Raw genomic sequence first — 23,711 nt, forward strand, 5'->3', positions numbered from 1 at the left:
CCGCAGGTCCGAGCTGGTCTACCTGGACTCGAACCAAGACTAACTGAACCAGAATCAGTCGTGCTGCCAATTACACCATAGACCAATGTGGTTTAGACCAGTCAGTACCCCCGACCGGATTCGAACCGGCGCTACCGCCTTGAGAGGGCGGCGTGCTAGGCCGCTACACAACGGGGGCCCTAGCAGTCCCGAGACGATCGTCGATCTCTCGGAACCAGTACCCCCGACCGGATTCGAACCGGCGCTACTGCCTTGAGAGGGCAGCGTGCTAGGCCGCTACACAACGGGGGCTTTGCAGATGAGCTCTGCGAGCTGGCCTACCTGGACTCGAACCAAGACTAACTGAACCAGAATCAGTCGTGCTGCCAATTACACCATAGGCCACTGGAACGCAAGCCCCTGAGGGGATCTTGTTCTAGTAGTGCGCCTGGGGTTCCTGCCTTCCGGCCCGCTCCCCGCGGCGCAGGAAGAACATTACCCGAAGGTGGACGGGGCTCCAAAACGAGTATCCGCGCCGAGCAGCGACGGCAGTTCGGCGAGGGAGGCGATGCGGTGCGGCCCGACGGGCCGGTCGATCGTGGCGTACGCACCCCCGCGATCGATCCACACCGACAGCAGCCCGGCGTCGGCGGCACCCCGCCCGTCGATCTCCGGGTGGTCCCCGACGTAGGCGACCTGGTGCGGGGCCAGGCCGAGGGACTCGCAGGCCGCGAGGAACGCCCCGGCCTCCGGCTTGGAGATGCCGAGTTCGGCCGCGCACAGGATGGTCTCGAAGCGGTGGTGGACGCCGAGGGCGCGCAGCTTGCGGTCCTGGACGTGGAGGCTGGAGTTGGAGAGCACCGCGTGCCGGTGGCTGGCGGCGAGGGCGTCGAGGACGGGCATGACGTCCGGGAAGAGGGCCCAGGCCGCCTCGTAGTGGGTGATGTACCGCTCGAACCACGCGTCGGCCTCGGGGTCGGTGAGGTCCCGGTCCAGGAACACCCGTACGCGGTCGCGCCGCTGGCCCTCGAAGGTGGCCTCACCGGCCGCGAAGCGTGCCCACTGCAGGTCGGTGATCTCCCGCCAGCGGGTGATGGCCTGCTCGACGGTGTCGTAGTCGTCCATCAGGCCCTCGGCCGTGAGGTGGGCGCGCATGCCGAGGCGGTCGGCGGTGGTGTAGTCGAAGAGGGTGTCGTCGACGTCCCAGACCACGGCGTGGATGCTCATGCTCCGACCGTACCCACCGCGGCGTGCTCTCAGCCCGGGGTCGTGGTGCCGGTGAGCGCGCGGTCCTGGCCCTGGCCGTCGCGGGGGGCCAGTGGGCTTCCGGGTGCCGGTGCCGCCCGTGGTTCCGCCGTCGCTGTCTGGTTCAGCTGCCACGCCGGTGCCGGCCGGGACGGAGAGCTCCGGATGGCGGCTGGGCGGACACGGCGAGGGCGGCGCCCGAAGCGGACGCCGCCCTCGCCGTGTGAGATGTCGCGCGTTACGCGGCCAGCTTCGTCAGCGCCGCGTCGATCCGGGCCAGGGTCGTCTCCTTGCCCAGGACCTCCAGCGACTCGAACAGCGGCAGGCCTACCGTGCGGCCGGTGACGGCGACACGGACCGGGGCCTGGGCCTTGCCGAGCTTGAGGCCGTGGGTCTCGCCGGCGGCCAGGACGGCCTCCTTGAGCGACTCGGCGGAGGTCCAGTCGGCCGCCTCCAGCTTCTCGCGGGCGGTGCGCAGCAGGGCGTCCGAGCCTTCCTTCATGGCCTTCGCCCAGCTGGCCTCGTCCGCCACCGGCTCCGGCAGGAACAGGAAGTCGACGTTGTCGGTGATCTCGGAGAGCACCTTGAGGCGGGTCTGCGCGTGCGGCGCGACGGCCTGCCACTTGGCCTCGTCGAAGGCCTCGGGGGCCCAGGGGGCGAACGGTGCCCGCAGCCACGGGCGGCAGCGCTCCGTGAAGTCCTTCACGTCCAGCAGGCGGATGTGGTCGCCGTTGATGGCCTCGCACTTCTTCAGGTCGAAGCGGGCCGGGTTGGGGTTCACGTCTGAGATCTCGAACGCCGCGACCATCTCGTCGATCGTGAACACGTCCTGGTCGGCCGAGAGCGACCAGCCGAGCAGGGAGAGGTAGTTGAGCAGGCCCTCGGGGAGGAAGCCGCGCTCCCGGTAGAGGTTGAGGGAGGACTGCGGGTCGCGCTTGGAGAGCTTCTTGTTGCCCTCGCCCATCACGTACGGCAGGTGGCCGAAGGACGGGATCTCCTTGGCGATGCCCAGCTCGATCAGCGCCTTGTACAGGGCGATCTGGCGCGGGGTGGAGGAGAGCAGGTCCTCGCCGCGCAGGACGTGGGTGATCTCCATCAGGGCGTCGTCGACCGGGTTGACCAGCGTGTACAGGGGGGCGCCGTTGGCGCGGACGAGCCCAAAGTCCGGGACGTTCTCCGGGGTGAAGGTCAGCTCGCCGCGCACCAGGTCCGTGAAGGTGATCGTCTCGTCGGGCATACGGAAGCGGACGATCGGGGTGCGGCCCTGGGCCTGGTACTCCTCGACCTGCCCGGCGCTCAGGTCGCGGCAGTGGCCGTCGTAGCCGGAGGGCTTGCCCGCGGCGCGCGCGGCCTCGCGGCGGGTGTCCAGCTCCTCCTGCGAGCAGTAGCAGCGGTAGGCGTGGCCGGCGTCGAGCAGCTTGGCCGCGACGTCCTTGTAGAGGTCCATGCGCTGCGACTGGCGGTACGGCGCGTGCGGGCCGCCGACCTCGGGGCCCTCGTCCCAGTCGAAGCCCAGCCAGCGCATCGAGTCGAGCAGCTGGGTGTACGACTCCTCGGAGTCGCGGGCCGCGTCGGTGTCCTCGATGCGGAACACCAGGGTGCCCTGGTGGTGCTTGGCGAACGCCCAGTTGAACAGGGCGGTGCGCACCAGGCCCACGTGGGGGTTACCGGTGGGCGACGGACAGAAACGGACGCGTACTGGAGATGAGGGCGCCCCCTGCTCGAGCGGAGCCGAGAGCTTGGGGGAGGGTGCGCTAGCCACGCTTGACAACCTTGTTGGTGAGAGTGCCGATGCCTTCGATGGTGACGGCGACCTCGTCGCCGACGTTCAGGGGGCCGACCCCAGCCGGGGTGCCCGTGAGGATCACGTCGCCGGGGAGCAGCGTCATGGCCTCGGAGATGTTGACGATCAGGTCTTCGATGGAGTGGATCATCTCGCTGGTGCGGCCCAGTTGGCGCTGCTGGCCGTTGACCGTGAGCTGGACGGTGAGGTCGGCCGGGTCCAGGTCCGTCTCCACCCAGGGGCCGAGCGGGCAGGAGGTGTCGAAGCCCTTGGCCCGGGCCCACTGCTTCTCGCGCTTCTGGACGTCACGGGCGGTGATGTCGTTGGCGCAGGTGTAGCCGAAGATCACGTCCTTGACGCGCCCGCGCGGGACCTCGCGGCACATGCGGCCGATGACCACGGCCAGCTCGGCCTCGTGGTGCACCTCGGAGGAGAAGGACGGGTACTGGATGTCGTCGCCGGGGCCGATCACCGAGGTGGACGGCTTGAAGAAGGCGAAGGGGGCGTCGGGCACCTCGTTGCCCAGTTCGCGCGCGTGCTCCGCGTAGTTGCGGCCGAAGGCCACGACCTTGTTGGGCAGCACCGGCGGCAGCAGCCTGACCTTGCCGACCGGCACCTTCGTGCCGGAGAGCTCGAAGTCCGCGAACGGGATGCCCTTGATGATGTCCAGGACGAGTTCGTCCTGCTTGTCGCCCTCGATGGCGCCGAAGGCGACGTTCCCGTCGATGGAGAATCTGGCGATGCGCACGGGATGCTTTGCCCCTTGACTGAAGCGGCTGGAGTCTGACGCTCCAGGCTAACGCGGAGAGGTGGCCCCGCCCCGCGCACGGCGAAGGGGCGCCCTGTCACGGGGGCGCCCCTCGAAGTCCGTGTCCGCCGCCGTGAGCATCCGGCGGCCGGCACGCGTACTCCCTGGTGTCACTCCGCGGCCGCGGCGGCCGCGACGGGGATCTCCATAAGGACGGTGCGCTTGGGGTTCGCGGTCTGGGCGGGCAGTTCGACGGGGTGCTCCGGCTGTTCCGGCGTCTGCAGTTCGTCGGCGTCATCCAGGTGCGCCAGCGTCGTGCGCCGCGGGTTGGCGATCTTGTGGAACATCGTCGTCGTCTTCACTGTTTACTTGACCCTGTCCTGTGACGGGCGCCGGGAGGGTGCCTAAGACCCCGCCCGCGCGCGGGTTGTCGGTTGCGGCTTCTCTGTAAAGCGTCAGGCTAAACATGCGATTCCCCGGCTCAGTGGGCGGGGGACCATGATCAGCATGTGAGTTTTCTCACGACTCAGAGGGCAAATCGGTCAATCCGGACTCGCACTTCACCCCAACGAAACGGACATTGGCTCCCCGAAGCCAACATTCCGCTCCTGATCATGGCGACTGGGACACCCACCCCGACTCGACGACTCGCGGGCGTATGTCCGATATGGGTGAACTCGCTTTCCACGCCCGGTGATCCGGCCCTCACGTGGTGTCACCTAGGTCACGGCTCGGCCTACGGGCCTTGTTGGAGATCCTGTGCTGTGCTGGAATCTCACGGACCGCCGCAGGATCGAGCCGGCGCACAGGGGGCGCACAGACGCGCCGAGTGGGCGGTGAGAAGAGGGAGCCAGCGCCGGTCACTCACGACCACCACGGGGGCGTTTTTCAGGGCGTCCCCAGAACGCCGACACCGTGCCCCGCCGTTCAGGCGACGGGGTGCCTGGTCCAGAGGTTGCGACGCTAGTGCAGGGACGTTTCAAGAGGGATGGCAACGCTTCGGCGGAGCCGGAGCCGCACGGCGGGACTGGCCCCATGAATGGCGGCCCCTCGCCCCAGCACGCCCAGAACCAGGGGCCGGCCGGTGACGGCGGCGAGCGCCCCGGGCGCCCCGGCACGTCGGCACCCTCGGGTTCCGCGAGCCCGGCCCCGGCGCTGAAGCCGCCGACGGGCCCCACCGGCCCCGGCCCGCGAATAGCGCTGCGCAACTGGCGCATCTCGACCCGACTGGTGTCGCTGCTCGCGCTCCCGGTGGTCGCGGCCACCTCGCTGGGCGCCCTGCGTATCAACCAGTCCATGGACGACATCCAGCAGCTCGACAACATGAAGCTGCTGACGGACATGACCAAGCAGGCCACCGAGCTGTCCGCCGCCCTCCAGGAGGAGCGCGACCAGTCGGCCGGCCCGCTGGCGCACGGCGGCAAGGCGACCGACTTCGCGGTCAAGGGCCTGCGCGAGAAGACCGACCGCGCGATGAAGAACTTCCTCGACAGCTCCGAGGAGATCGACACCGCCAGCAAGGACGGCAACCTCAAGGGCGTCCGCGAGTACCTCGTCCAGCTCGCCGGCGAGCTGGGCGACCTGGAACAGATCCGCAGGGGCGCCTACGCCTCCGAGGGCAACTCCACGCAGACGGTCGAGGCGTACCACCGTCTGATCGAGAACCTGATCGACCTCTCCCAGGACATGGCCGAGGCGACCAGCAACCCGGACATGATCCAGCGCACGCGTGCGCTCGCGGCGTTCTCCTCCGCGAAGGAGTACTCCTCGATCCAGCGCGCGGCCCTCGCGGCGGCGCTGCCCGCGAGCAACACCACGGCCGGCAAGCTCTCGCCGAACGACCGGCTCTACGCCGAGTCGGCCCTGGAGAGCCAGAAGTCCGAGATCCGCAGCTTCAAGAGCATCTACGGCGAGGACGTCGCCGCCGAGCTGCTCAAGCCGATCGAGGACGGCGGCAACTCCACGATCAAGGCGACCGACACCTACGCGCGTCGCGCCCTGGTCTCCGCGAGCGGTCTCGCCCAGCAGGACAAGCGGTCCTACCGCGACTGGCTGGACGACAGCTCCACCAAGATCCAGCAGATGAAGAACATCGAGCACACGCTGCTCGAGGAGATGGAACAGAAGGCCCGCGAGCTGCGCAGCGCCACCGAGCGCGACGCGATCATCTCAGGTGCCCTGATCCTGATCGTGCTCGGTGTGTCGCTGGTCGGCGCCTTCGTCGTGGCCCGCTCCATGATCCGCTCGCTGCGGCGCCTGGAGGAAACGGCGACCAAGGTTGCCTCCGACCGCCTGCCCGAGCTGGTCAAGCAGCTGTCCGAGTCCGACCCGCAGGACGTCGACACGTCCGTGGAGTCGGTCGGTGTGCACTCCCGGGACGAGATCGGCCGGGTGGCCGCGGCCTTCGACGACGTGCACCGCGAGGCGGTCCGCCTCGCCGCCGAGCAGGCCCTGCTGCGGGGCAACGTCAACGCGATGTTCACCAACCTCTCGCGCCGCTCCCAGGGTCTGATCCAGCGCCAGCTGTCGCTGATCTCCGAACTGGAGTCCCGCGAGGCCGACCCGGACCAGCTGTCCTCGCTGTTCAAGCTCGACCACCTCGCGACCCGCATGCGCCGTAACGGTGAGAACCTCCTCGTCCTCGCGGGTGAGGAGCCCGGCCGCCGGTGGACCCGCCCGGTCCCGTTGGTCGACGTGCTCCGCGCCGCCGCGTCCGAGGTGGAGCAGTACGAGCGCATCGAGCTGGCCTCGGTGCCGACCACCGAAGTGGCCGGCCGCGTGGTCAACGACCTCGTGCACCTGCTCGCCGAGCTGCTGGAGAACGCGACCTCGTTCTCCTCGCCGCAGACCAAGGTCAAGGTCACCGGTCACGCGCTGCCCGACGGCCGCGTGCTGATCGAGATCCACGACACCGGTATCGGTCTGTCGCCGGAGGACCTGGCGGCGATCAACGAGCGGCTCGCCGCTCCCCCGACGGTGGACGTCTCCGTCTCCCGCCGCATGGGTCTGTTCGTGGTCGGCCGCCTCTCGCAGCGCCACGGCATCCGCATCCAGCTGCGCCCGTCCGACTCCGGGGGTACGACCGCGCTGGTCATGCTGCCCGTCGATGTCGCCCAGGGCGGCAGGAAGCCCCAGCCCAAGCAGGCCGGTCAGCCGCCGCTCGGCGGTGGCGGTCCGGCCGCCGCGCAGGCAGCCGCCGGTGCGGCCGCGGCCCGGCGTGCCGCCGGTGCCGGCCAGGGCGGCGGTGCCCTCGGGGCCGGTCCGTCCGGTGGCGGTGCCTTCGGTGGCGGCGCGTCCGGCGGGGGCCGCCTCGGTCCCGGCCAGAGCCCGCGGGCCGCGCTTCCCGGGCGCGACGGCGACGGTGGCCGTCCGGCGGGCCAGGGCGGAGCGCGCGGACCGCAGGGTCCCGGCCATTCGATGTTCGAGCAGGGTGGTCCCGCGCAGAGTGGTTCCTCGCAGGGCCGTCCGGCTCCGACTCCGGCCGGCACCGGCAACGGATTCGGCCAGGCGCCGGGGGCTCCGCAGGGCCTGCAGGCCGCGGGCACGAACGGGCCGCAGGGCCAGGACGCCTTCGGCGGTGGCCGTGGCCGGCAGCAGGGCGGCAACTCCGAGCAGGGCAAGGGCCGTCGCCCGCAGCTCCCGCCGCGCGGCGGTCCCCGGGCCGAACTGCCCGGCGGCGATCCGCAGCCGCGCGTGCCGAGCTGGAGCGACGAGAACGCCCAGCCGCAGGTGCCGCGTGCCTCGCTGGACAGCCCGCGCGGCCACGAGGAGCCGGACGTCTCCCGTACGTCCGCCATGCCGCACATCGACGATCGGCAGGGCCCGGGCGCGACGGCGGAGATGCCGGCCGTACCGCGTGACAACAACCGGCAGGGCCCCGGCTCGGCCGACTTCGGCGGCCCCCAGCACCAGGACCCGTACGCCCAGGGCGGCAACGGCCCGGGCCAGTTCGTCCGCCCGGACGTCTTCGGCACCGCGACCGGCCGCCACGACCCGGCGTCCACGACGGGCCAGTACCCGGCCCCGCCGGCTCCGCAGGCCCCGCAGGCCTACGACAACGGCTCCACCGGTCAGTACCCGGCCCCGCAGGCCCCGCAGGCCTACGACAACGGCTCCACCGGTCAGTACCCGGCGCCCGGCTCCAACGGCCAGTACCCGGCGCCCCGCCAGGACAACGGCCGCCCGCCCCTCCCGGGTCCGGCCACTGCGGCCGACCCCACGGGCACGGGCCAGTTCGAGCGGCCGCAGGCCAACGGCAGCCGGAACGAAGCCGACTTCGGCGCCCCGCGTCCGCCCGCCCCGCAGGCACGGCCCGTCCGGCAGGAGCCCGAGGCCCTGCCGCCGGCATCCGGCCCGGGCGACGGACGCACGCCGCTGTACGACACGCTGGAGACCAACTGGTTCCACGGCCAGCAGGAGCAGCCGGAGCAGAACAACGGCTCCGCTCCGGCCGCCCCGCAGCAGCCGCAGGGACCCACCGGTCCGCAGCGGTCCACCCCCGCCGGCTGGCGTACTTCGCCGAACGACGACCTCGTCCGCCAGGCCGAGCGCGTCCGCCAGCCCGCCGCCGGCGGTGTCACCACCTCCGGCTTGCCGCGCCGGGTGCCCCGGGCGAACCTCGTCCCGGGCACGGCGCAGCAACAGACCCACCAGAGCGGTCCGCAGGTCTCCCGTGCGCCTGATGACGTACGCGGCCGGCTGACCAATCTCCGTCGGGGAATCGCACAGGGTCGTCAGGCCGGGTCCACCCAGACCGGCAGCCACCCACGGCCCACTCACCAGCAGGAGCGTTAGTTGAGTCCGATGAGCCAGGCGGCACAGAACCTCAACTGGTTGATCACCAACTTCGTGGACAACACCCCCGGGGTGTCCCACACCGTCGTCGTGTCCGCCGACGGTCTCCTCCTGGCGCTGTCGGAGGGCTTCCCGCGCGATCGCGCGGACCAGCTCGCGGCCGTCGCCTCGGGCCTGACGTCCCTGACGGCAGGCGCGTCCCGGATCTTCGAGGGCGGCGAGGTGGCGCAGACAGTCGTGGAGATGGAGCGGGGATTCCTCTTCCTCATGTCCGTCTCGGACGGCTCGTCGCTGGCGGTCCTCGCGCACCCCGAGTGCGACATCGGCCTGGTCGGCTACGAGATGGCGCTCCTCGTCGACCGCGCGGGCGCGGTCCTCACCCCCGACCTGCGAGCCGAGCTCCAAGGCAGTCTGCTCCACTGATCGGCCCCGGCACCACCCGCCTCACCACATCACCGTCCGGCCGCCACACCCCCCACAGGCCCCGTCAGACGGCTGACTGACCGACTTGCTGTCCCGCCCGGAGGACCCATGACCCCGCCCACCGCCTCTCATGATCCGTACGCGGAGCCGTACGAGGACGAGGGCGACCAGCCACTGGTACGGCCTTACGCCATGACCGGTGGCCGGACCAGGCCGCGCTATCAGCTGGCCATCGAGGCACTGATCAGTACGACGGCGGACCCCGCGGCGCTCATGGGGCTGCTCCCCGAGCACCAGCGCATCTGCCACCTGTGCCGCGAGGTGAAGTCGGTCGCCGAGGTCTCGGCGCTGCTCAACATGCCGCTGGGTGTGGCCCGAATCCTGGTCGCGGACCTCGCCGAGGCCGGTCTCGTCGCGATCCATCAGCCGGGCGGCGACGACGCCACCGGTGCACCGGACGTGACACTGCTCGAAAGGGTGCTCAGTGGACTTCGCAAGCTCTGACGCGGGGCGGTCCACCACTTCCGCGAAGATAGTGGTGGCTGGCGGCTTCGGCGTGGGCAAGACCACGTTCGTCGGCGCCGTCTCGGAGATCAACCCGCTGCGCACCGAGGCCGTGATGACCTCGGCGAGCGCGGGCATCGACGACCTGACCCACACCGGGGGCAAGACCACCACCACGGTGGCCATGGACTTCGGCCGTATCACCCTGGACCAGGACCTGATCCTGTACCTCTTCGGTACACCGGGCCAGGACCGCTTCTGGTTCATGTGGGACGACCTGGTGCGCGGCGCCATCGGAGCGGTGGTCCTGGTGGACACCAGGCGTCTGGCGGACTGCTTTCCGGCCGTCGACTACTTCGAGAACAGTGGTCTGCCGTTCGTGGTGGCGCTGAACGGCTTCGACGGGCAGCAGCCCTACCAGCCCGAAGAGGTGCGCGAGGCGCTGCAGATCGGGCCGGACACCCCGATCATCACCACGGACGCCCGGCACCGGGCCGACGCGAAGAGTGCCCTGATCACGCTGGTGGAGCACGCTTTGATGGCACGACTGAGGTAGCACCCAAATCAGGAGCACCATACGGTAGTTGTCGTAGATACACTGGAGCCGACTGTGTCCTTTGACACGGTCGGCCAAGGTGTTCATAACGTTTCGGCAGAGGAATCTGGTGGTACGGCCACGCGTCGCGCACATCCGGTGTCGCTGCGCACACGAAGGCCCCGCCTTTTGGCGGGGCTCGCTCTTTATGACCGTTTTATCTGGGGTTTACATCACGGCGGATCAGCCCCCCGGACTGTTTGGAAGAGCGCAGGTCGTCGTGCTGGAATGCCTGAACTGCCCAATAGTCAATGACGTACTCCATCAGTCGATGGAATGTTGGGCTCTGAGACACTGCGGCACAACGTTGGTGCCGACCGCCGAGAGGTTGTTGGTCGAGTGAGGCGAAGCAAGAACAGTCCCGAGCCGTCGGCCCGGGGCAACTTCACCCCGCCGCCGCGCACAGCGGCGCCCGCCCCCGTGCCCGGTTCGGAGCCATCGGCCGCACCCGCCCAGAGCGGCGGCCGTCTCTCCCCGCGCAACTGGCGCGTGGCGACCAGACTCAACGCGATCCTGCTCATACCCGTGCTGGTCGGCCTCGTCATGGGCGGCTTCCAGGTGAAGAGCTCGATCGACACCTGGCAGGAGGCCGAGGACGCGGAGAACACCGCGCGTCTGGTCCGCGCCTCGCTGCTCTACGCCAACGCCCTCTACATCGAACGTGACGCGTCGGCAGCGCCCCTGCTGAAGGGCAGCGCCCAGACCGCGCAGGACAAGGCGACCGTCACCCAGGTCCGCAAGGCCACCGACGAGGCGTCCGACGCCTTCGACGCCGCGGCCCAGAACATGCCGGCGAAGCCCGGCCTGGAACGCCGGCTGAAGCTGTTCCGCGAGGCGGAGCCCAAGCTCGCCACCCTGCGGCAGGTCGCGTACACCTCCAAGCTCAAGGGCGTCCAGACCGAGGAGGGCTACGTCGAGGTCGCCCACCCGCTGACGGAGTTCGCCAACGAGCTGGGCCTCGGCACCGGCAACATCACCAGCTACGGCCGGACCGTGTACGCCATCGAGCTCACCAAGGCGGCTCTGTCGCTGCAGCGCTCCATCGGCATGCACATCCTGGTCAAGCCGGGCCCGGACGACGGCAACCTGGCCAGCCAGCGCATCGCCCTGTCCTCGTACGCCTATCTCGAGCGCATCGCCGTGCAGGAGTACATCGGCGGCGGCACCGAGGAGGACGCGGCCAAGCTGAAGGCGGCCGAGGCCAAGCTCAAGACCGACGGTGCCGCGATGGCCCGGGAGGCCAAGGCCAAGAACCCGGACTACGTCCCCCCGCCCTCCAAGCCGGAGACGATGGTCGCGGCCATCGCGACGCTCCAGACCACGGACCCGAGCGCCCGCGCCGCCCTCGCCGAGAAGGGCATCACCGCCGAGAACTGGTGGGCGGTCAACACGCTCAAGTTCAACGCCTACGAGAAGATCGAGACGGACCTGGCCGACAAGGCCGTGAGTGAAGCGTCCGACATCGCCGACGACGCCCAGCGCGACGCCTACATCACCGGTGCCGCCGTCGTCGTCGCCCTGCTTCTGGCCTTCATCCTGGCCGGTGCGGTCGCCCGCCAGATGAGCCGCTCGATGCGCCAGCTGCGCAACGCCGCCTTCGGCATCGCCGAGCAGCGCCTGCCGATGCTGGTCGACCAGCTCTCGCGCACCGACCCCGGACGCGTCGACACCCGCGTACAGGCGATCCCGATCACCACCACGGACGAGATCGGCGAGGTCGCCCGCGCCTTCGACCAGGTCCACCGCGAGGCCGTCCGGCTCGCCGCGGAGCAGGCCCTGCTGCGGGGCAACATCAACGCGATCTTCACCAACCTGTCACGTCGCAACCAGTCGCTGATCGAGGGCCAGCTGACCCTGATCACCGACCTGGAGAACAACGAGGCCGACCCGGACCAGCTGGAGAACCTCTTCCGCCTGGACCACCTGGCGACCCGTATGCGCCGCAACGGCGAGAACCTCCTCGTCCTCGCCGGCGAGGAGCCCGGCCGCCGCTGGGACCAGCCGGTCCCGCTGGTCGACGTGCTGCGCGCCGCCTCCTCCGAGGTGGAGCAGTACGAGCGCATCGAGCTGTCCGGCGTCCCGGAGGCCGAGATCCACGGCCGGGCCGTGACCGACCTCGTGCACCTGCTCGCCGAGCTGCTGGAGAACGCCACCACGTTCTCCTCCCCGCAGACCAAGGTCCGTGTGACCGCGACCCGTCTCCCCGACGGCCGCGTGATGATCGAGATCCACGACAAGGGCATCGGCCTGACCGCCGAGGACTTCGCGGACATCAACCACAAGCTGGCCAACCCGCCGACCGTGGACGCCGCGATCTCGCAGCGCATGGGCCTGTTCGTGGTCGGCCGGCTGTCCGACCGGCACGGCATCCGCGTCCAGCTGCGCCCTTCGGGCGAGCAGGCCGGTACGACCTCGCTGGTCATGCTGCCCGACGCGATCACCCACGGCGGTGGCGGCGAGCAGCACGTGGACCGTGACGAGTTCACCGTCTCGCAGATCATCCCCGAGCAGAACTTCGGTGGCGGCGGCGAGAACTTCGGCCAGCCCATGCGCACGGCGGCGGAACTCGGCTTCGACGACAGCCGCTACCCCGACGTCCCCGACGACATACGCGAGCTGGACCCCGTCGGCCGCTCCCTGATGCGCGAGGAGCGCCGGGCGGCCCTGGAGTCCCAGTCGCCCGAGCAGCCCGCCCTTCCCGGGCGGAGCAACCAGGAGCCCAACGGGGCGTCCGGGTACCAGGACGAGTACCACGGGCAGCAGGGCTACGACACCGGCCAGGCCTACGACACGGGCCGGACCGGCTACCCGGAGCAGCAGCCGTCCTCGTACGACCAGCAGGCGCCGTACGAGGACCAGCAGGCCTCGTACGAGGACCAGCAGGCCTCGTACCAGGAGCAGCAGGCCTCGTACGAGGACCAGCAGGCGTCGTACCAGGAGCAGCAGGCCTCGTACGAGGACCAGCAGGCCTCGTACCAGGAGCAGCGGCAGACGGCGTACGACGAGCCGCAGCGGTCCGCGTACGACGAGCAGTACTACGCGCCGAACGGCGGTCTGCCGCAGAACGACACCTTCTCGCCCAACGGGGGCTACCCGGAGCCCTCCTATGCGGAGCCGGCTCAGGAGGAGCCCTCGCCGGGCGCGGGCGGGCAGGGCGGCTTCGCCGCTTTCGAGCAGCGGCGCCACCAGGATGACTGGCCTCAGCAGGACGGTTACCAGAACGGCTACCCGAGCCAGTACCCTTCTCAGGCTGCGGAAACGGAATCTGCGCAGGCCGCTGACGCGGATGAGCAGGACCGCGTAGGCTTCGACCGTCCGGGTCCGGCCGCCTCCGCCGCCCACGCGCTGACCGACTCCGGGCTTCCCCGCCGTGGATCCACCGCGAGCGGCGCGAACGGCACAGGGGGCGCACGGCACGGGAGCCAGGAGCCGCCGGCTTCCACCTCGGAGAGCAATGGCGACGGCGACTGGCGCTCGGCCAACGACGAGCGGTGGCAGCAGGCCTCGCAGCTGCGGAAGCCCAAGGCGGGCGGGGTCACCTCCTCCGGCCTGCCGAGGCGGGTACCCAAGGCCAACCTGATCGAGGGTGCCGCCGAGAGCACCCACCAGGGAGGCCCACAGGTCTCCCGCGCCCCGGAGGACGTCCGGGGCAGGCTGAGCAACCTGCGTCGCGGCGTCCAGCGCGGACGCAACGCAGGCAGTGAAACGAACGGCCAGGGCTTCGGTCCTGACAGCACCTACAACCAGGAGCGTTAGTGTGAGCCCGATGAGCCAGGCGGCACAGAACCTGAACTGGTTGATCACCAACTTCGTGGACAACACCCCGGGGGTGTCCCACACGGTGGTGGTCTCCGCCGACGGACTCCTTCTGGCGATGTCCGAAGGCTTTCCCCGCGACCGCGCCGACCAACTCGCGGCCGTCGCCTCCGGTCTGACGTCTCTGACGGCAGGCGCCTCCCGGATCTTCGAGGGCGGCAGCGTGAACCAGACGGTCGTGGAGATGGAGCGGGGATTCCTGTTCATCATGTCCATCTCCGACGGCTCCTCGCTCGCGGTTCTGGCGCATCCGGAGGCGGACATCGGTCTCGTCGGGTACGAGATGGCGCTCCTGGTCGACCGAGCCGGTACGGTCCTGACACCGGACCTTCGTGCGGAGCTCCAGGGAAGCCTGCTCAACTAACGGACGGACGGTGCGGTTTGACGTCCCGGGGCCGTAAGGTCTTGGGACGCGGCTCCACAGCGATGGGTGCCCGGCACAGTCGGAGGAGGAGAAAGTGGCAACACCCCCAGGCGGTTCGCCTTCGGGCAACTGGTCGTACGGCCCTGCCCAGGGCCAGGGTGACGGCGGTCAGAACCCGAACCGTTACAACTTCCCCTCCACGCCCAGCCACCGGCAGCCGTACGCGCCGCAGGGCCCCGGCCCTTCGCCGTACGACCAGCCGCCGGCCCCGCGTATCCAGCCCGTGCAGCCGCAGCGCCGCACCCCCGAGCCGTCGCCCGCCGGGGCGTCGCACAATCCGTTGGTGCGTCCGTACGCCATGACCGGCGGCCGGACGCGCCCGCGCTACCAGCTCGCCATCGAGGCGCTGGTGCACACCACTGCGCAGCCGCACCAGATGCAGGGCCAGTTGCCCGAGCATCAGCGGATCTGCAACCTCTGCCGGGAGATCAAGTCGGTCGCCGAGATCTCGGCGCTCCTCACGATCCCTCTCGGCGTGGCCAGGATCCTCGTCGCCGACTTGGCGGAGGCGGGACTGGTCGCCATCCATCAGCCCGGCGGCGACGAGAGCGCCGGCGGCCAGCCAGACGTGACACTGCTCGAAAGGGTGCTCAGTGGACTTCGCAAGCTCTAGCGGAGGGCCTTCCCGCTCCACCACGTCCGCGAAGATCGTGGTGGCTGGCGGCTTCGGCGTGGGCAAGACCACGTTCGTCGGCGCCGTCTCGGAGATCAATCCGCTGCGCACGGAGGCCGTCATGACGTCTGCTTCGGCGGGCATCGACGACCTCACCCACACCGGGGACAAGACGACCACGACGGTCGCCATGGACTTCGGCCGTATCACCCTGGACCAGGACCTGATCCTGTACCTCTTCGGTACGCCGGGTCAGGACCGCTTCTGGTTCATGTGGGACGACCTGGTGCGCGGCGCCATCGGCGCGATCGTGCTGGTCGACACGAGGCGGCTCGCCGACTGCTTCCCCGCTGTCGACTACTTCGAGAACAGCGGCCTGCCGTTCGTCATCGCGCTGAACGGCTTCGACGGCCAGCAGCCGTACACGCCCGACGAGGTCCGGGAAGCACTGCAGATCGGCCCCGACACCCCGATCATCACGACCGACGCCCGCCACCGGGCCGACGCGAAGTCGGCGCTGATCACGCTGGTCGAGCATGCGCTGATGGCGCGGCTGCGTTAGTTCCCTCGCTGTGGGACAGCCCCCGGCGGCCTCTGGGCTGCCGGGGGCTGTCGCGTTGCCGGGTGCGGGTGGTGTGTGGCTTGTCACGCGGTTCCCCGCACTCCCCGGAACGAAGAAGGCCCCTCGATGAGGGGCCTTCTGTCGGGTTCCGGGGTCAGCGCCAGCTGTGCGGGGCGCGGAAGCCCGGCTCGCGCTCCAGGCGGCGCCAGCCCGCCTTGATGCGGCCGCGGTGGGCCGGGGTGGGGTCCGTGGGGCGGGCGGCGGCGCGGGCCAGGAGGAGCGCCGTGATGGCGGCGACTTCCTCGGGCTCGGCGTGGCCCTTCTCGACGCGGATGTCAGGGGTGTCCATGGGTGTCAGTCTCCGTGGCTTCGATGTCCGCCGGGTTACTGCGGCGGGTTGCCGTGTTTACGGGACGGCAGGTCGGCGTGCTTGGTCTGGAGCATCGCGAGGGACTTGATCAGCACCTCGCGGGTTTCCGCGGGGTCGATGACGTCGTCGACCAGGCCGCGTTCGGCCGCGTAGTAGGGGTGCATCAGCTCGGACTTGTACTCCTTGACCATGCGGGCCCGCATGGCCTCGGGGTCCTCGGCCTCGGCGATCTGGCGGCGGAAGATGACGTTGGCCGCCCCCTCCGCGCCCATGACGGCGATCTCGTTCGTCGGCCAGGCATAGGTGAGGTCGGCACCGATGGACTGGCTGTCCATGACGATGTACGCACCTCCGTAGGCCTTGCGCAGGATCAGCGAGATCCTCGGTACGGTCGCGTTGCAGTAGGCGTACAGGAGCTTCGCGCCGTGGCGGATGATGCCACCGTGCTCCTGGTCGACGCCCGGGAGGAAGCCGGGGACGTCCAGAAGGGTGATGATCGGGATGTTGAAGGCGTCGCACATCTGGACGAAGCGGGCCGCCTTCTCGGAGGCCTCGATGTCCAGCACGCCCGCCAGCGACTGGGGCTGGTTGGCCACGATGCCGACGACCTGGCCGTCCATCCGGCCCAGCGCGCAGATGATGTTGCGGGCCCAGCGCTCGTGGACCTCGAGGTACTCGCCGTCGTCGACGATCTCCTCGATGACCTTGGCCATGTCGTACGGCCGGTTGCCGTCCGCGGGGACCAGGTCCAGGAGGACGTCCGAACGGCGGTCGACCGCGTCCGCGGACTCCGTGCGGGGCGGGTTCTCGCGATTGTTCTGCGGCAGCAGCGACAGCAGGTAGCGGACCTCCGCGATGCAGGTCTCCTCGTCGTCGTAGGCGAAGTGCGCCACGCCCGAGGTCTCGGCGTGGACGTCCGCACCGCCCAGGCCGTTCTGGGTGATCTCCTCGCCGGTGACCGCCTTGACCACGTCCGGGCCGGTGATGAACATCTGCGAGGTCTCACGGACCATGAACACGAAGTCGGTGAGGGCGGGGCTGTAGGCCGCGCCGCCCGCGCACGGGCCGAGCATCACGCTGATCTGCGGGATGACGCCCGAGGCCCTGGTGTTGCGCTGGAAGATGCCGCCGTAGCCGGCGAGGGCCGAGACACCCTCCTGGATACGGGCGCCCGCGCCGTCGTTCAGCGAGACCAGGGGCGCTCCGGCCGCGATGGCCATGTCCATGATCTTGTGGATCTTCGTGGCGTGGGCCTCGCCCAGCGCGCCGCCGAAGACACGGAAGTCGTGGGCGTAGACGAAGACCGTGCGGCCCTCCACCGTGCCCCAGCCGGTGATCACACCGTCGGTGTACGGCTTCTTGGTCTCCAGCCCGAAGCCCGTGGCCCGGTGCCGGCGCAGCTGCTCGACCTCCCGGAAGGACTCCGGGTCGAGGAGGAGTTCGATGCGCTCACGCGCCGTCAGCTTGCCCTTGGCGTGCTGCGCCTTGGTCGCCTTCTCGCTCGGTCCGGCCACCGCCTGCGCACGGATCTCGTGCAGTTCGGCCACGCGTCCGCGCGCGTCGGTCGGCTCACCCGGCGCCTCATCCAAAACGGTCATGTAGTGACCTTACGAAGACAACCAAGGAAAGCGGGCCGTCGACTCCTCACAGTCTCCGGCGTGTTTTCCTGGTACCCCTGAACAGAACCGGGGCGGGGTGCAGCCTTTCCGACTGCTCAGAGGCCATGCGGCTTGTAGGGGTCGAACAAGGCTCAGCCGATCCTCACCTCACACCGATGGGTGAGGCAAGCCGTCCCCGGGGCGATCACGAGCCGGAGCCGAGTGCCGGTCGAGTGTGCCTCGGCCGTCTCGTCCGCGTGGACGATTCGGCCGGCCGGATGGTCCCAGACGATCTCCAGCGACCGGCCCGTGCGGGGCGGTTCGCTCACGCAGAGGGTAGCGGTACGCCCGCGCCGGACGATCAGCACGCTCGCGCCCGCGGAGGCGGTGAGCGGCCCGGCCGTGCCGGGCTGCCAGGTGTTCGCCGCCGTGAGGCCCAGGGAGGGCACCGCGACCGCCTGGCGGCGGACGTCGTTGGCGAGGACCGACAGCAGGCGTGGGTCGGCGGCGCGGCGCGCGACCGTGCGGCGGGACGCCCCGGGCAGGAGGACATAGCCGGCCCAGGGGGAGTCCGCCGCCGGGGCCATGGTGCCGCGCGTTCACGGGCGAGTGCGCCGGTCTCGGCGAGCCGGGAGGCGTAGCTCGGCGACCGGGTCGTACCCGGTGCCGAGGGCGATACCGAGCCACCGCCGGCGGAGCCCGTCGTACGGGTCGTCGGTGCCCCGTCCCGCGGGCGCCGCTCCCCCGGTCGCCGCCAGGGCCGCGGCCGCCAGCAGCAGGGCGCGGCGGTGCACGGCGGTACGGCCGGGGGCGGCACGGCACTGGGGAGTCATGCCCCTGCCCTACCACGGGGTGCCGGACACCTGAACGGCCGTTCCGGCCGGAGTGACCGGAGTGACCGGAACGGCGGAACGGAACAGCGGGCCCACTCAGCCGAAGCGGTTCAGCATGCGGCGGTACAGGGTCAGCCAGGCCGGCAGGTGTGCCTCATCGCGGTCCTCGCACACCGCCTCCCAGATGGCACTCGCCACGCAGCCGGGTGAGAGGAGGCCGGGGCGGGAGCGGTCATCGGGTCTGCCGCGGCGGGTGGAGGAGGGCCTGCCGACGGGGCCGGGGACGACGAAGGTCACGCCGACGCCGGTGCCGCGGAGTTCCTGGCGCAGGGCATCGGTGAAGGCGGCGAGGCCGGCCTTGGCGGCGGAGTACACCGCCTCCTCGCGTACGCCCACGCAGCCCGCGACCGCGCCGAGCAGCACCACCCGGCCCCGGCCGGCGGCGATCATGGTGGGCAGGACCTCGCGCACGAGGTGGAGCGTGGCGTTGAGGTTCAGGGTCACTACCCGGTCGATGTCGGTGTGCGGCATGGCGGCGAAGGGGCCCGCCCAGCCGATGCCGGCCCCGGCGACCAGGACGTCGATGCGGCCGGTCGTGTGCAGCGCGGACTGGGCCAGCAGGCGCGGACCGTCCGGGGCGGCGAGGTCGGCGGGCAGGACGACGGCCGACGTACCGGACACCTTCTGCTCCAGTCCGTGCCGGTCGCGCCCGCTGAGGAGCAGTTGCCAGCCGCCCATGGCGAAGCGCCGTGCCGTGGCCGCTCCGATGCCGGAGGAGGCCCCGGTGACCAGGGCCACACGCCGGTCCAGCCGCCGGGCCGGGCCGTACACGGCCACGCGGGCGGGGGCGGGGGACATGGAGCGGCGCGGGCCGGGGTCCGCCGGTGGGTCGTGGGCCGAGCCGGAGCCGGTGAGTGTCACGAGTCGGTCTCCCCTGCGCTGTGCGTCCGCCGTGGTCTCGTCTGTCTCCTTGCGGTCCCTTGCAACGGAACCTCGTCTTCCAGGACATCGCCACCGCACGTCGTCCCCTCGGGCCCGGCTCACCGGTGCGCCGGCCCCCGCCCCGTGGGCGAACCCCGGGCGGCGCCGTCGCGCACCGGAATCCGGCAGGACCACCCCTACGGGGCCGCCCGATACCGCCAGGCGGCGGTACGGGCTGTCCGCGGTGGATCCGATAGGCACGGGCCCGCCGCGCACGGCGGACGGCCTTCCGATGACCTCGCCGGACGCGCCGATCTGCGGTCTGCACGGCCGTGGTCATGACCGCCACCGCAGGGAAGGACCAGCTCAGAACCCTCCCCCGAAGTCCCCGCCACCGCCGAAGCCGCCACCGCCGAAGTCGCCTCCGCCGAAGCCACCGCCGAAGTCGCCGGTGTCGAAGTCCGCTCCGGAGACGTCGCCGCCCTCATAGCCTCCGAAGTCGCCGTAGCCGGAGCCGTAGTCGGCGCCGTAGGCGGGGCCGGCCATCATGCTGCCGAGCATGGTGCCCACGAGGAGGCCGGGCAGGAGGCCGCCGCCGAAGTAGCCGCCGGCCCAGGGGCCGTAGGCCGGGCCGGCCTCCCAGTACGGGCGGCGGCCGTCGGCGGTGTCGACCTCGCGGATCACCGGATCGCGGCCTTCGGCCAGGCGCGTCCGGTCGGCCGCGCAGACCGGGACCTCGCGCTCGGCACCGGCCGGGGGCGTCCAGCTCGCGTCGGCGACCGAGGGTCCGTGGCGCGGGTCGAAGAAGCAGGGCGGGCGGCGCTCCGGCAGCGCGCTGCCCTCGCGGCGGGCGGCGAGCCGGGCCAGGGAGAACCGGCCGTCCTCCACGGCCTGGGTGACGGCCCGGACGTCCTCCGGTTTCGTCGCGGCCGCCATGAGGGACTTCGCCCGCTCGTAGGCGTCCAGGGCGTGCTCGTAGTCGGTGCGCATCGCGTCGTCGGCACCGGGTTCCCCGGGGTGGAAGTCGAGGCGGTCGAGTTCCTCGCCGAAGGCGGTGATGTCCTCGTCGACCACCACCCGCAGCTTCTCCAGCGCGGCCCGCTGTTCCTCCTCGTGGCGGCGCCGGTTGCGGCGGGCCAGGGCGTAGGCGCCCCCGCCGCCGGCCGCGACCAGGACACCGATCGTGACCAGGCCGCCGACCGGCACGTCGCTGCCCGAGCCGCCGCTCCAGCTGCTCGGCGCCGAACCGCCCACGTTGCGCAGGGCGTCGTCGACGAAGTCGTTCAGCTGGGCCTTGGCGTCGCCCGCGCCCTCCACGGCCGTGACCAGGTTGGACACCGCCTGCCTGCTCATCACCGAGCTGTCGGCACGGGCGTCGAACTCGTCGCCGAGGCGGATGCCGTAAAGGCCGGTGACGCCGGTCTCGGTGCGCAGGTTCCGGAACAGGTCCTGGGTGGGGTAATCGTCCGGGAGGACCGCCACGAAGACGGGCTTGTCCGCGTCCCTGATCTTGTCGGCGAGCGCCTCCGCGTCCGAGGCGGCCAGCTGGTCCGAGGCGGCCGGATCGACGTAGACGGGACTCGCACGCAGTTCCTGGGCGACCTTCGTCAGGTCGGTGGCCGCGTGCGCGCCCGGCGCACCGGCCAGCAGCACCGCCAGTACGGCGGCGACCGGCACGATCAGCAGACGTACGACGGTACGCACCAGTGCGGCCTTCATATGTTCGAAGCTACCCGAATCGGGACAGAAACGGATATCGGGCGGAGCGGGGATTTTCCGGAGGCGGCTGCGCCTACGATGCCTCCTGACTCCTGACGTGGGCCGGCCGGGCCCGCCGGTCGCAGCAGAAGGGGCGGGAACAGGGCATGTTCGGACGACGCAGAGCCGCGGACATGACGGTGTCCGAACTCACCGAGCTGGACCGGTCGCGGACACGGGCCGATCTGCTGTGGGAGTTGTTCCGGCACGCCGAGGCGGAGGTGACGTCGGCGATCGGCTGGTATCTGGCGCGGCGCCGGGGGCCGTCGCTGTGGTCGCGTGCGCTGCGGGCGCTCGCCACACTGCTGGGGATCGTCGGCACGCTCACGCCGCTGGTGCACGCGGCCGCCCCCACGGCCGTGCAGCCCGAGTGGGGCTTCGTGTTCCTGGCCGGCGGGGCGGGCTGTGTGCTGTTCGACCGGATCTTCGGGTTCTCGGCGTCCTGGACCCGCTACATCCGTGCGGAACTGGCACTGCAGCAGCTCCTGAAGAAGGCGCAGTCCGACTGGGCGCAGGCGTTCCTGAGGACCACCGACTCTCCCAGCGACAAGGAGCAGGCCGCCCTGCTCGGCGTGATCGAGCGGCTGCGGACGGACGCCCAGCGGATCATCGAGGAGGAGGGTTCGGCGTGGGTCGGCTACCTGGCCGACGGCGTCGAGGAACTGACCCGCTCCACGTCCCAGGCCACCGGCCAGCGCCCCCACTCCGCGGGGCTCTTCCGCCTCGACCGGTCACCCGGCCGCGACCGGGGCGGGGAGGTGCCGGGACCGCGCTCCCGGGACACGGCGATGTGACCCGCGCCCCGGGAGGGCCGTCCGCTACTCGGCCGGCGTCACCCCGGCCCGCAGCAGCCCGTAGGTGTACGCGTCCTCCAGGGCCTGCCAGCTCGCCGCGATGACGTTGTCGGCGACGCCCACCGTCGACCACTCGCCCGTGCCGTCGGACGTGGAGATCAGCACACGGGTCGTCGAGTTGGTGCCGTGCTTGCCCTCCAGGATGCGGACCTTGTAGTCGACCAGGTCCAGCTTGGCGAGCTGCGGGTAGATCTTCTCCAGGCCCACGCGCAGGGCCTGGTCCAGCGCGTGGACCGGGCCGTTGCCCTCGGCCGTGGCGACGATGCGCTCGCCCTTGGCCCAGAGCTTGACCGTGGCCTCGTTGGCGTGGGACCCGTCGGGCCGGTCCTCGACGATGGCGCGCCAGGACTCGACCTCGAAGTAGCGCGGCGGCTTGCCCTGGACCTCGGTGCGCAGCAGGAGCTCGAAGCTCGCGTCGGCCGCCTCGTAGGTGTAACCCTTGAGCTCGCGCTCCTTCACGCGCTCGACCACCCGGCCGACCAGCTCCCGGTCGCCGCCGAGGTCGATGCCGAGTTCCTTGCCCTTGAGCTCGATGGAGGCGCGGCCGGCCATGTCGGAGACGAGCATCCGCATGGTGTTGCCGACCTGCTCGGGGTCGATGTGCTGGTACAGGTCCGGGTCAACCTTGATGGCCGAGGCGTGCAGGCCGGCCTTGTGGGCGAAGGCGGAGAGGCCGACGTAGGGCTGGTGGGTGGAGGGGGTGAGGTTGACGACCTCGGCGATGGCGTGCGAGATGCGGGTCATCTCGCGCAGGCGGCCGTCGGGGAGGACCTTCTTGCCGTACTTGAGCTCCAGGGCGGCGACGACCGGGAAGAGGTTGGCGTTGCCGACGCGCTCGCCGTAGCCGTTGGCCGTGCACTGCACGTGGGTGGCGCCGGCGTCGACGGCGGCCAGGGTGTTGGCGACCGCGCAGCCGGTGTCGTCCTGGGCGTGGATGCCGAGCCGGGCGCCGGTGTCGGCCAGGACCGTGGAGACGACCGCCTGGATCTGCGCCGGGAGCATGCCGCCGTTGGTATCGCACAGGACGACGACGTCCGCGCCGGCCTCGGACGCCGTACGGACGACGGCCTTGGCGTACTCCTTGTTCGCGCGGTAGCCGTCGAAGAAGTGCTCGCAGTCGACGAAGACGCGCCGGCCCTGCTCCTTCAGGAACGACACCGTGTCGCGCACCATCGCCAGGTTCTCGTCCAGGGTGGTGCGCAGGGCGAGCTCGACATGGCGGTCGTGCGACTTGGCGACCAGCGTGATCACCGGCGCGCCGGACTCCAGGAGCACCCTGACCTGCGGGTCCTCGGCGGCGGTGGTGCCGGCGCGGCGGGTGGAGCCGAATGCGACGAGCTGGGCGTGCCGGAAGCCGATCTCCTGCTGGGCGCGGGCGAAGAACTCGGTGTCCCGGGGGTTCGCGCCCGGCCAGCCGCCCTCGATGAAGCCCACGCCGAAGTCGTCCAGGTGCCGTGCGATGGCCAGCTTGTCCGCGACGGTGAGGTTGATGCCCTCTCGCTGGGCGCCGTCGCGCAGGGTGGTGTCGAAGACGTGGAAGGAATCGTCGAGCTCGCTGGTTTCGGTCATGGTCTCAAAGGCTCCTGAGGATGGGATCTCGGTCGTACCGGAATGACCGGCTCCACCGCCCTCACATACTCCCTCGCGCTCTCGCCTCCGGCTGTGGGTGGGCCAGAAATGCGAAAAACCTCTCGCGGGTGCGAGAGGTCTGCGCGCGGGTCGAGGACGACGGTGTCCGCCCGTACCTGGTCGTACGTGACGGTCACTGCGGACCGGCGCGCCTGCTGCCAATAATCATGGCGAACGAGAGCACGGGGGCAGTCTGGCACAACCCCCGCACTCCGCTCACGCGTGTCTCAGCATGCGGTCGGTCACCTCATGGGCGGACGTC

General features: G+C 70.8%; 19 protein-coding genes, 4 tRNA genes and 1 pseudogene. 9 read left to right on the forward strand and 15 right to left on the reverse strand.

Annotation, left to right across the window (positions count from 1 at the left end; all coding sequences use genetic code 11):
* Positions 1-13: 13 nt before the first annotated feature.
* From ACZ5TL_RS19230 to ACZ5TL_RS19265, 8 genes are all read right to left on the reverse strand, one after another.
* Positions 14-85 (reverse strand) — tRNA-Gln (locus ACZ5TL_RS19230).
* Between the two features lie 20 nt (positions 86-105).
* Positions 106-178, reverse strand: a tRNA-Glu gene (locus ACZ5TL_RS19235).
* Positions 179-218: 40 nt separating this feature from the next.
* Positions 219-291, reverse strand: a tRNA-Glu gene (locus ACZ5TL_RS19240).
* Positions 292-312: 21 nt separating this feature from the next.
* Positions 313-384 (reverse strand) — tRNA-Gln (locus ACZ5TL_RS19245).
* 90 nt (positions 385-474) lie between these two features.
* Complete coding sequence (locus tag ACZ5TL_RS19250; protein ID WP_468591103.1) at positions 475-1,206, reverse strand: HAD family hydrolase; 732 nt, start codon at positions 1,204-1,206, stop codon at positions 475-477.
* Positions 1,207-1,462: 256 nt separating this feature from the next.
* On the reverse strand, positions 1,463-2,986 hold the full coding sequence (gene gltX, locus ACZ5TL_RS19255) for a glutamate--tRNA ligase (protein WP_468591105.1): 1,524 nt from the start codon (positions 2,984-2,986) through the stop codon (positions 1,463-1,465).
* Positions 2,979-3,755: a fumarylacetoacetate hydrolase family protein gene (locus ACZ5TL_RS19260; RefSeq protein WP_468591106.1), complete on the reverse strand. Its 777-nt coding sequence runs from the start codon at positions 3,753-3,755 to the stop codon at positions 2,979-2,981. Before ACZ5TL_RS19260 ends, gltX begins: the two co-directional genes overlap by 8 nt.
* 170 nt (positions 3,756-3,925) lie before the next feature.
* Complete coding sequence (locus tag ACZ5TL_RS19265) at positions 3,926-4,117, reverse strand: hypothetical protein (protein WP_351639492.1); 192 nt, start codon at positions 4,115-4,117, stop codon at positions 3,926-3,928.
* 604 nt (positions 4,118-4,721) lie between these two features.
* Here ACZ5TL_RS19265 and ACZ5TL_RS19270 point away from each other — a divergent pair.
* From ACZ5TL_RS19270 to ACZ5TL_RS19305, 8 genes are all read left to right on the forward strand, one after another.
* The gene (locus ACZ5TL_RS19270; protein WP_468591107.1) at positions 4,722-8,549 is read left to right on the forward strand and encodes a sensor histidine kinase; all 3,828 of its coding nucleotides are present in this window, start codon (positions 4,722-4,724) and stop codon (positions 8,547-8,549) included.
* Positions 8,550-8,558: 9 nt separating this feature from the next.
* Entirely contained in the window at positions 8,559-8,972 is a 414-nt protein-coding gene (locus ACZ5TL_RS19275) for a roadblock/LC7 domain-containing protein (RefSeq protein ID WP_031138073.1), read from the forward strand.
* A 108-nt stretch (positions 8,973-9,080) separates the two neighbouring features.
* The gene (locus ACZ5TL_RS19280) at positions 9,081-9,476 is read left to right on the forward strand and encodes a DUF742 domain-containing protein (RefSeq protein ID WP_030851927.1); all 396 of its coding nucleotides are present in this window, start codon (positions 9,081-9,083) and stop codon (positions 9,474-9,476) included.
* On the forward strand, positions 9,457-10,032 hold the full coding sequence (locus ACZ5TL_RS19285; RefSeq protein ID WP_352096868.1) for a GTP-binding protein: 576 nt from the start codon (positions 9,457-9,459) through the stop codon (positions 10,030-10,032). The genes ACZ5TL_RS19280 and ACZ5TL_RS19285 overlap by 20 nt, the downstream gene beginning before the upstream one ends.
* A gap of 378 nt (positions 10,033-10,410) precedes the next feature.
* Positions 10,411-13,827, forward strand: a complete 3,417-nt coding sequence (locus ACZ5TL_RS19290; RefSeq protein WP_468591108.1) for a nitrate- and nitrite sensing domain-containing protein — start codon at positions 10,411-10,413, stop codon at positions 13,825-13,827.
* Positions 13,828-13,837: 10 nt separating this feature from the next.
* On the forward strand, positions 13,838-14,251 hold the full coding sequence (locus ACZ5TL_RS19295) for a roadblock/LC7 domain-containing protein (RefSeq protein WP_033321188.1): 414 nt from the start codon (positions 13,838-13,840) through the stop codon (positions 14,249-14,251).
* A gap of 94 nt (positions 14,252-14,345) precedes the next feature.
* The gene (locus ACZ5TL_RS19300) at positions 14,346-14,924 is read left to right on the forward strand and encodes a DUF742 domain-containing protein (RefSeq protein ID WP_468591109.1); all 579 of its coding nucleotides are present in this window, start codon (positions 14,346-14,348) and stop codon (positions 14,922-14,924) included.
* Entirely contained in the window at positions 14,905-15,486 is a 582-nt protein-coding gene (locus ACZ5TL_RS19305) for a GTP-binding protein (protein WP_014675207.1), read from the forward strand. The genes ACZ5TL_RS19300 and ACZ5TL_RS19305 overlap by 20 nt, the downstream gene beginning before the upstream one ends.
* A 154-nt stretch (positions 15,487-15,640) precedes the next feature.
* Here ACZ5TL_RS19305 and ACZ5TL_RS19310 read toward each other — a convergent pair whose 3' ends face one another.
* The 6 genes and pseudogenes from ACZ5TL_RS19310 to ACZ5TL_RS19335 all read right to left on the reverse strand — a co-directional run bounded on the left by ACZ5TL_RS19310 (position 15,641) and on the right by ACZ5TL_RS19335 (position 20,927).
* A complete protein-coding gene (locus tag ACZ5TL_RS19310; RefSeq protein WP_468591110.1) occupies positions 15,641-15,835 on the reverse strand; it encodes an acyl-CoA carboxylase epsilon subunit in 195 nt (64 codons plus the stop codon).
* A gap of 35 nt (positions 15,836-15,870) precedes the next feature.
* Positions 15,871-17,454 carry an acyl-CoA carboxylase subunit beta gene (locus ACZ5TL_RS19315; RefSeq protein WP_468591111.1) on the reverse strand — a complete coding sequence of 528 codons (1,584 nt, stop codon included), beginning with the start codon at positions 17,452-17,454 and terminating at the stop codon, positions 15,871-15,873.
* Positions 17,455-17,606: 152 nt separating this feature from the next.
* Positions 17,607-18,008, reverse strand: a pseudogene (locus ACZ5TL_RS19320) (polysaccharide lyase beta-sandwich domain-containing protein); the annotation flags it as partial.
* A gap of 45 nt (positions 18,009-18,053) precedes the next feature.
* Positions 18,054-18,287, reverse strand: coding sequence for a hypothetical protein (locus tag ACZ5TL_RS19325; RefSeq protein ID WP_468591112.1), 234 nt, complete (start codon positions 18,285-18,287; stop codon positions 18,054-18,056).
* A 96-nt stretch (positions 18,288-18,383) separates the two neighbouring features.
* Complete coding sequence (locus ACZ5TL_RS19330; RefSeq protein WP_468591114.1) at positions 18,384-19,208, reverse strand: SDR family NAD(P)-dependent oxidoreductase; 825 nt, start codon at positions 19,206-19,208, stop codon at positions 18,384-18,386.
* Positions 19,209-19,574: 366 nt separating this feature from the next.
* Positions 19,575-20,927, reverse strand: coding sequence for a hypothetical protein (locus tag ACZ5TL_RS19335; protein ID WP_468591116.1), 1,353 nt, complete (start codon positions 20,925-20,927; stop codon positions 19,575-19,577).
* Positions 20,928-21,073: 146 nt separating this feature from the next.
* Here ACZ5TL_RS19335 and ACZ5TL_RS19340 point away from each other — a divergent pair, with 146 nt between their 5' ends.
* On the forward strand, positions 21,074-21,760 hold the full coding sequence (locus tag ACZ5TL_RS19340) for an SLATT domain-containing protein (protein WP_468591117.1): 687 nt from the start codon (positions 21,074-21,076) through the stop codon (positions 21,758-21,760).
* Positions 21,761-21,784: 24 nt separating this feature from the next.
* Here ACZ5TL_RS19340 and cimA read toward each other — a convergent pair whose 3' ends face one another.
* The gene (cimA, locus tag ACZ5TL_RS19345; RefSeq protein WP_468591118.1) at positions 21,785-23,389 is read right to left on the reverse strand and encodes a citramalate synthase; all 1,605 of its coding nucleotides are present in this window, start codon (positions 23,387-23,389) and stop codon (positions 21,785-21,787) included.
* Positions 23,390-23,711: the final 322 nt, after the last annotated feature.

Source organism: Streptomyces sp. NPDC033136 (assembly GCF_055578235.1).

Excerpts from the sequence above, each read along its gene's own strand:
- ACZ5TL_RS19315 (WP_468591111.1), bottom strand. The coding sequence starts at position 17,454 with ATGACCGTTTTGGATGAGGCGCCGGGTGAGCCGACCGACGCGCGCGGA.
- ACZ5TL_RS19250 (WP_468591103.1), bottom strand. The coding sequence starts at position 1,206 with ATGAGCATCCACGCCGTGGTCTGGGACGTCGACGACACCCTCTTCGAC.
- ACZ5TL_RS19275 (WP_031138073.1), top strand. The coding sequence starts at position 8,559 with ATGAGCCAGGCGGCACAGAACCTCAACTGGTTGATCACCAACTTCGTG.
- ACZ5TL_RS19295 (WP_033321188.1), top strand. The coding sequence starts at position 13,838 with ATGAGCCAGGCGGCACAGAACCTGAACTGGTTGATCACCAACTTCGTG.
- ACZ5TL_RS19280 (WP_030851927.1), top strand. The coding sequence starts at position 9,081 with ATGACCCCGCCCACCGCCTCTCATGATCCGTACGCGGAGCCGTACGAG.
- ACZ5TL_RS19310 (WP_468591110.1), bottom strand. The coding sequence starts at position 15,835 with ATGGACACCCCTGACATCCGCGTCGAGAAGGGCCACGCCGAGCCCGAG.
- ACZ5TL_RS19335 (WP_468591116.1), bottom strand. The coding sequence starts at position 20,927 with ATGAAGGCCGCACTGGTGCGTACCGTCGTACGTCTGCTGATCGTGCCG.
- ACZ5TL_RS19325 (WP_468591112.1), bottom strand. The coding sequence starts at position 18,287 with ATGACTCCCCAGTGCCGTGCCGCCCCCGGCCGTACCGCCGTGCACCGC.
- ACZ5TL_RS19340 (WP_468591117.1), top strand. The coding sequence starts at position 21,074 with ATGTTCGGACGACGCAGAGCCGCGGACATGACGGTGTCCGAACTCACC.
- cimA (WP_468591118.1), bottom strand. The coding sequence starts at position 23,389 with ATGACCGAAACCAGCGAGCTCGACGATTCCTTCCACGTCTTCGACACC.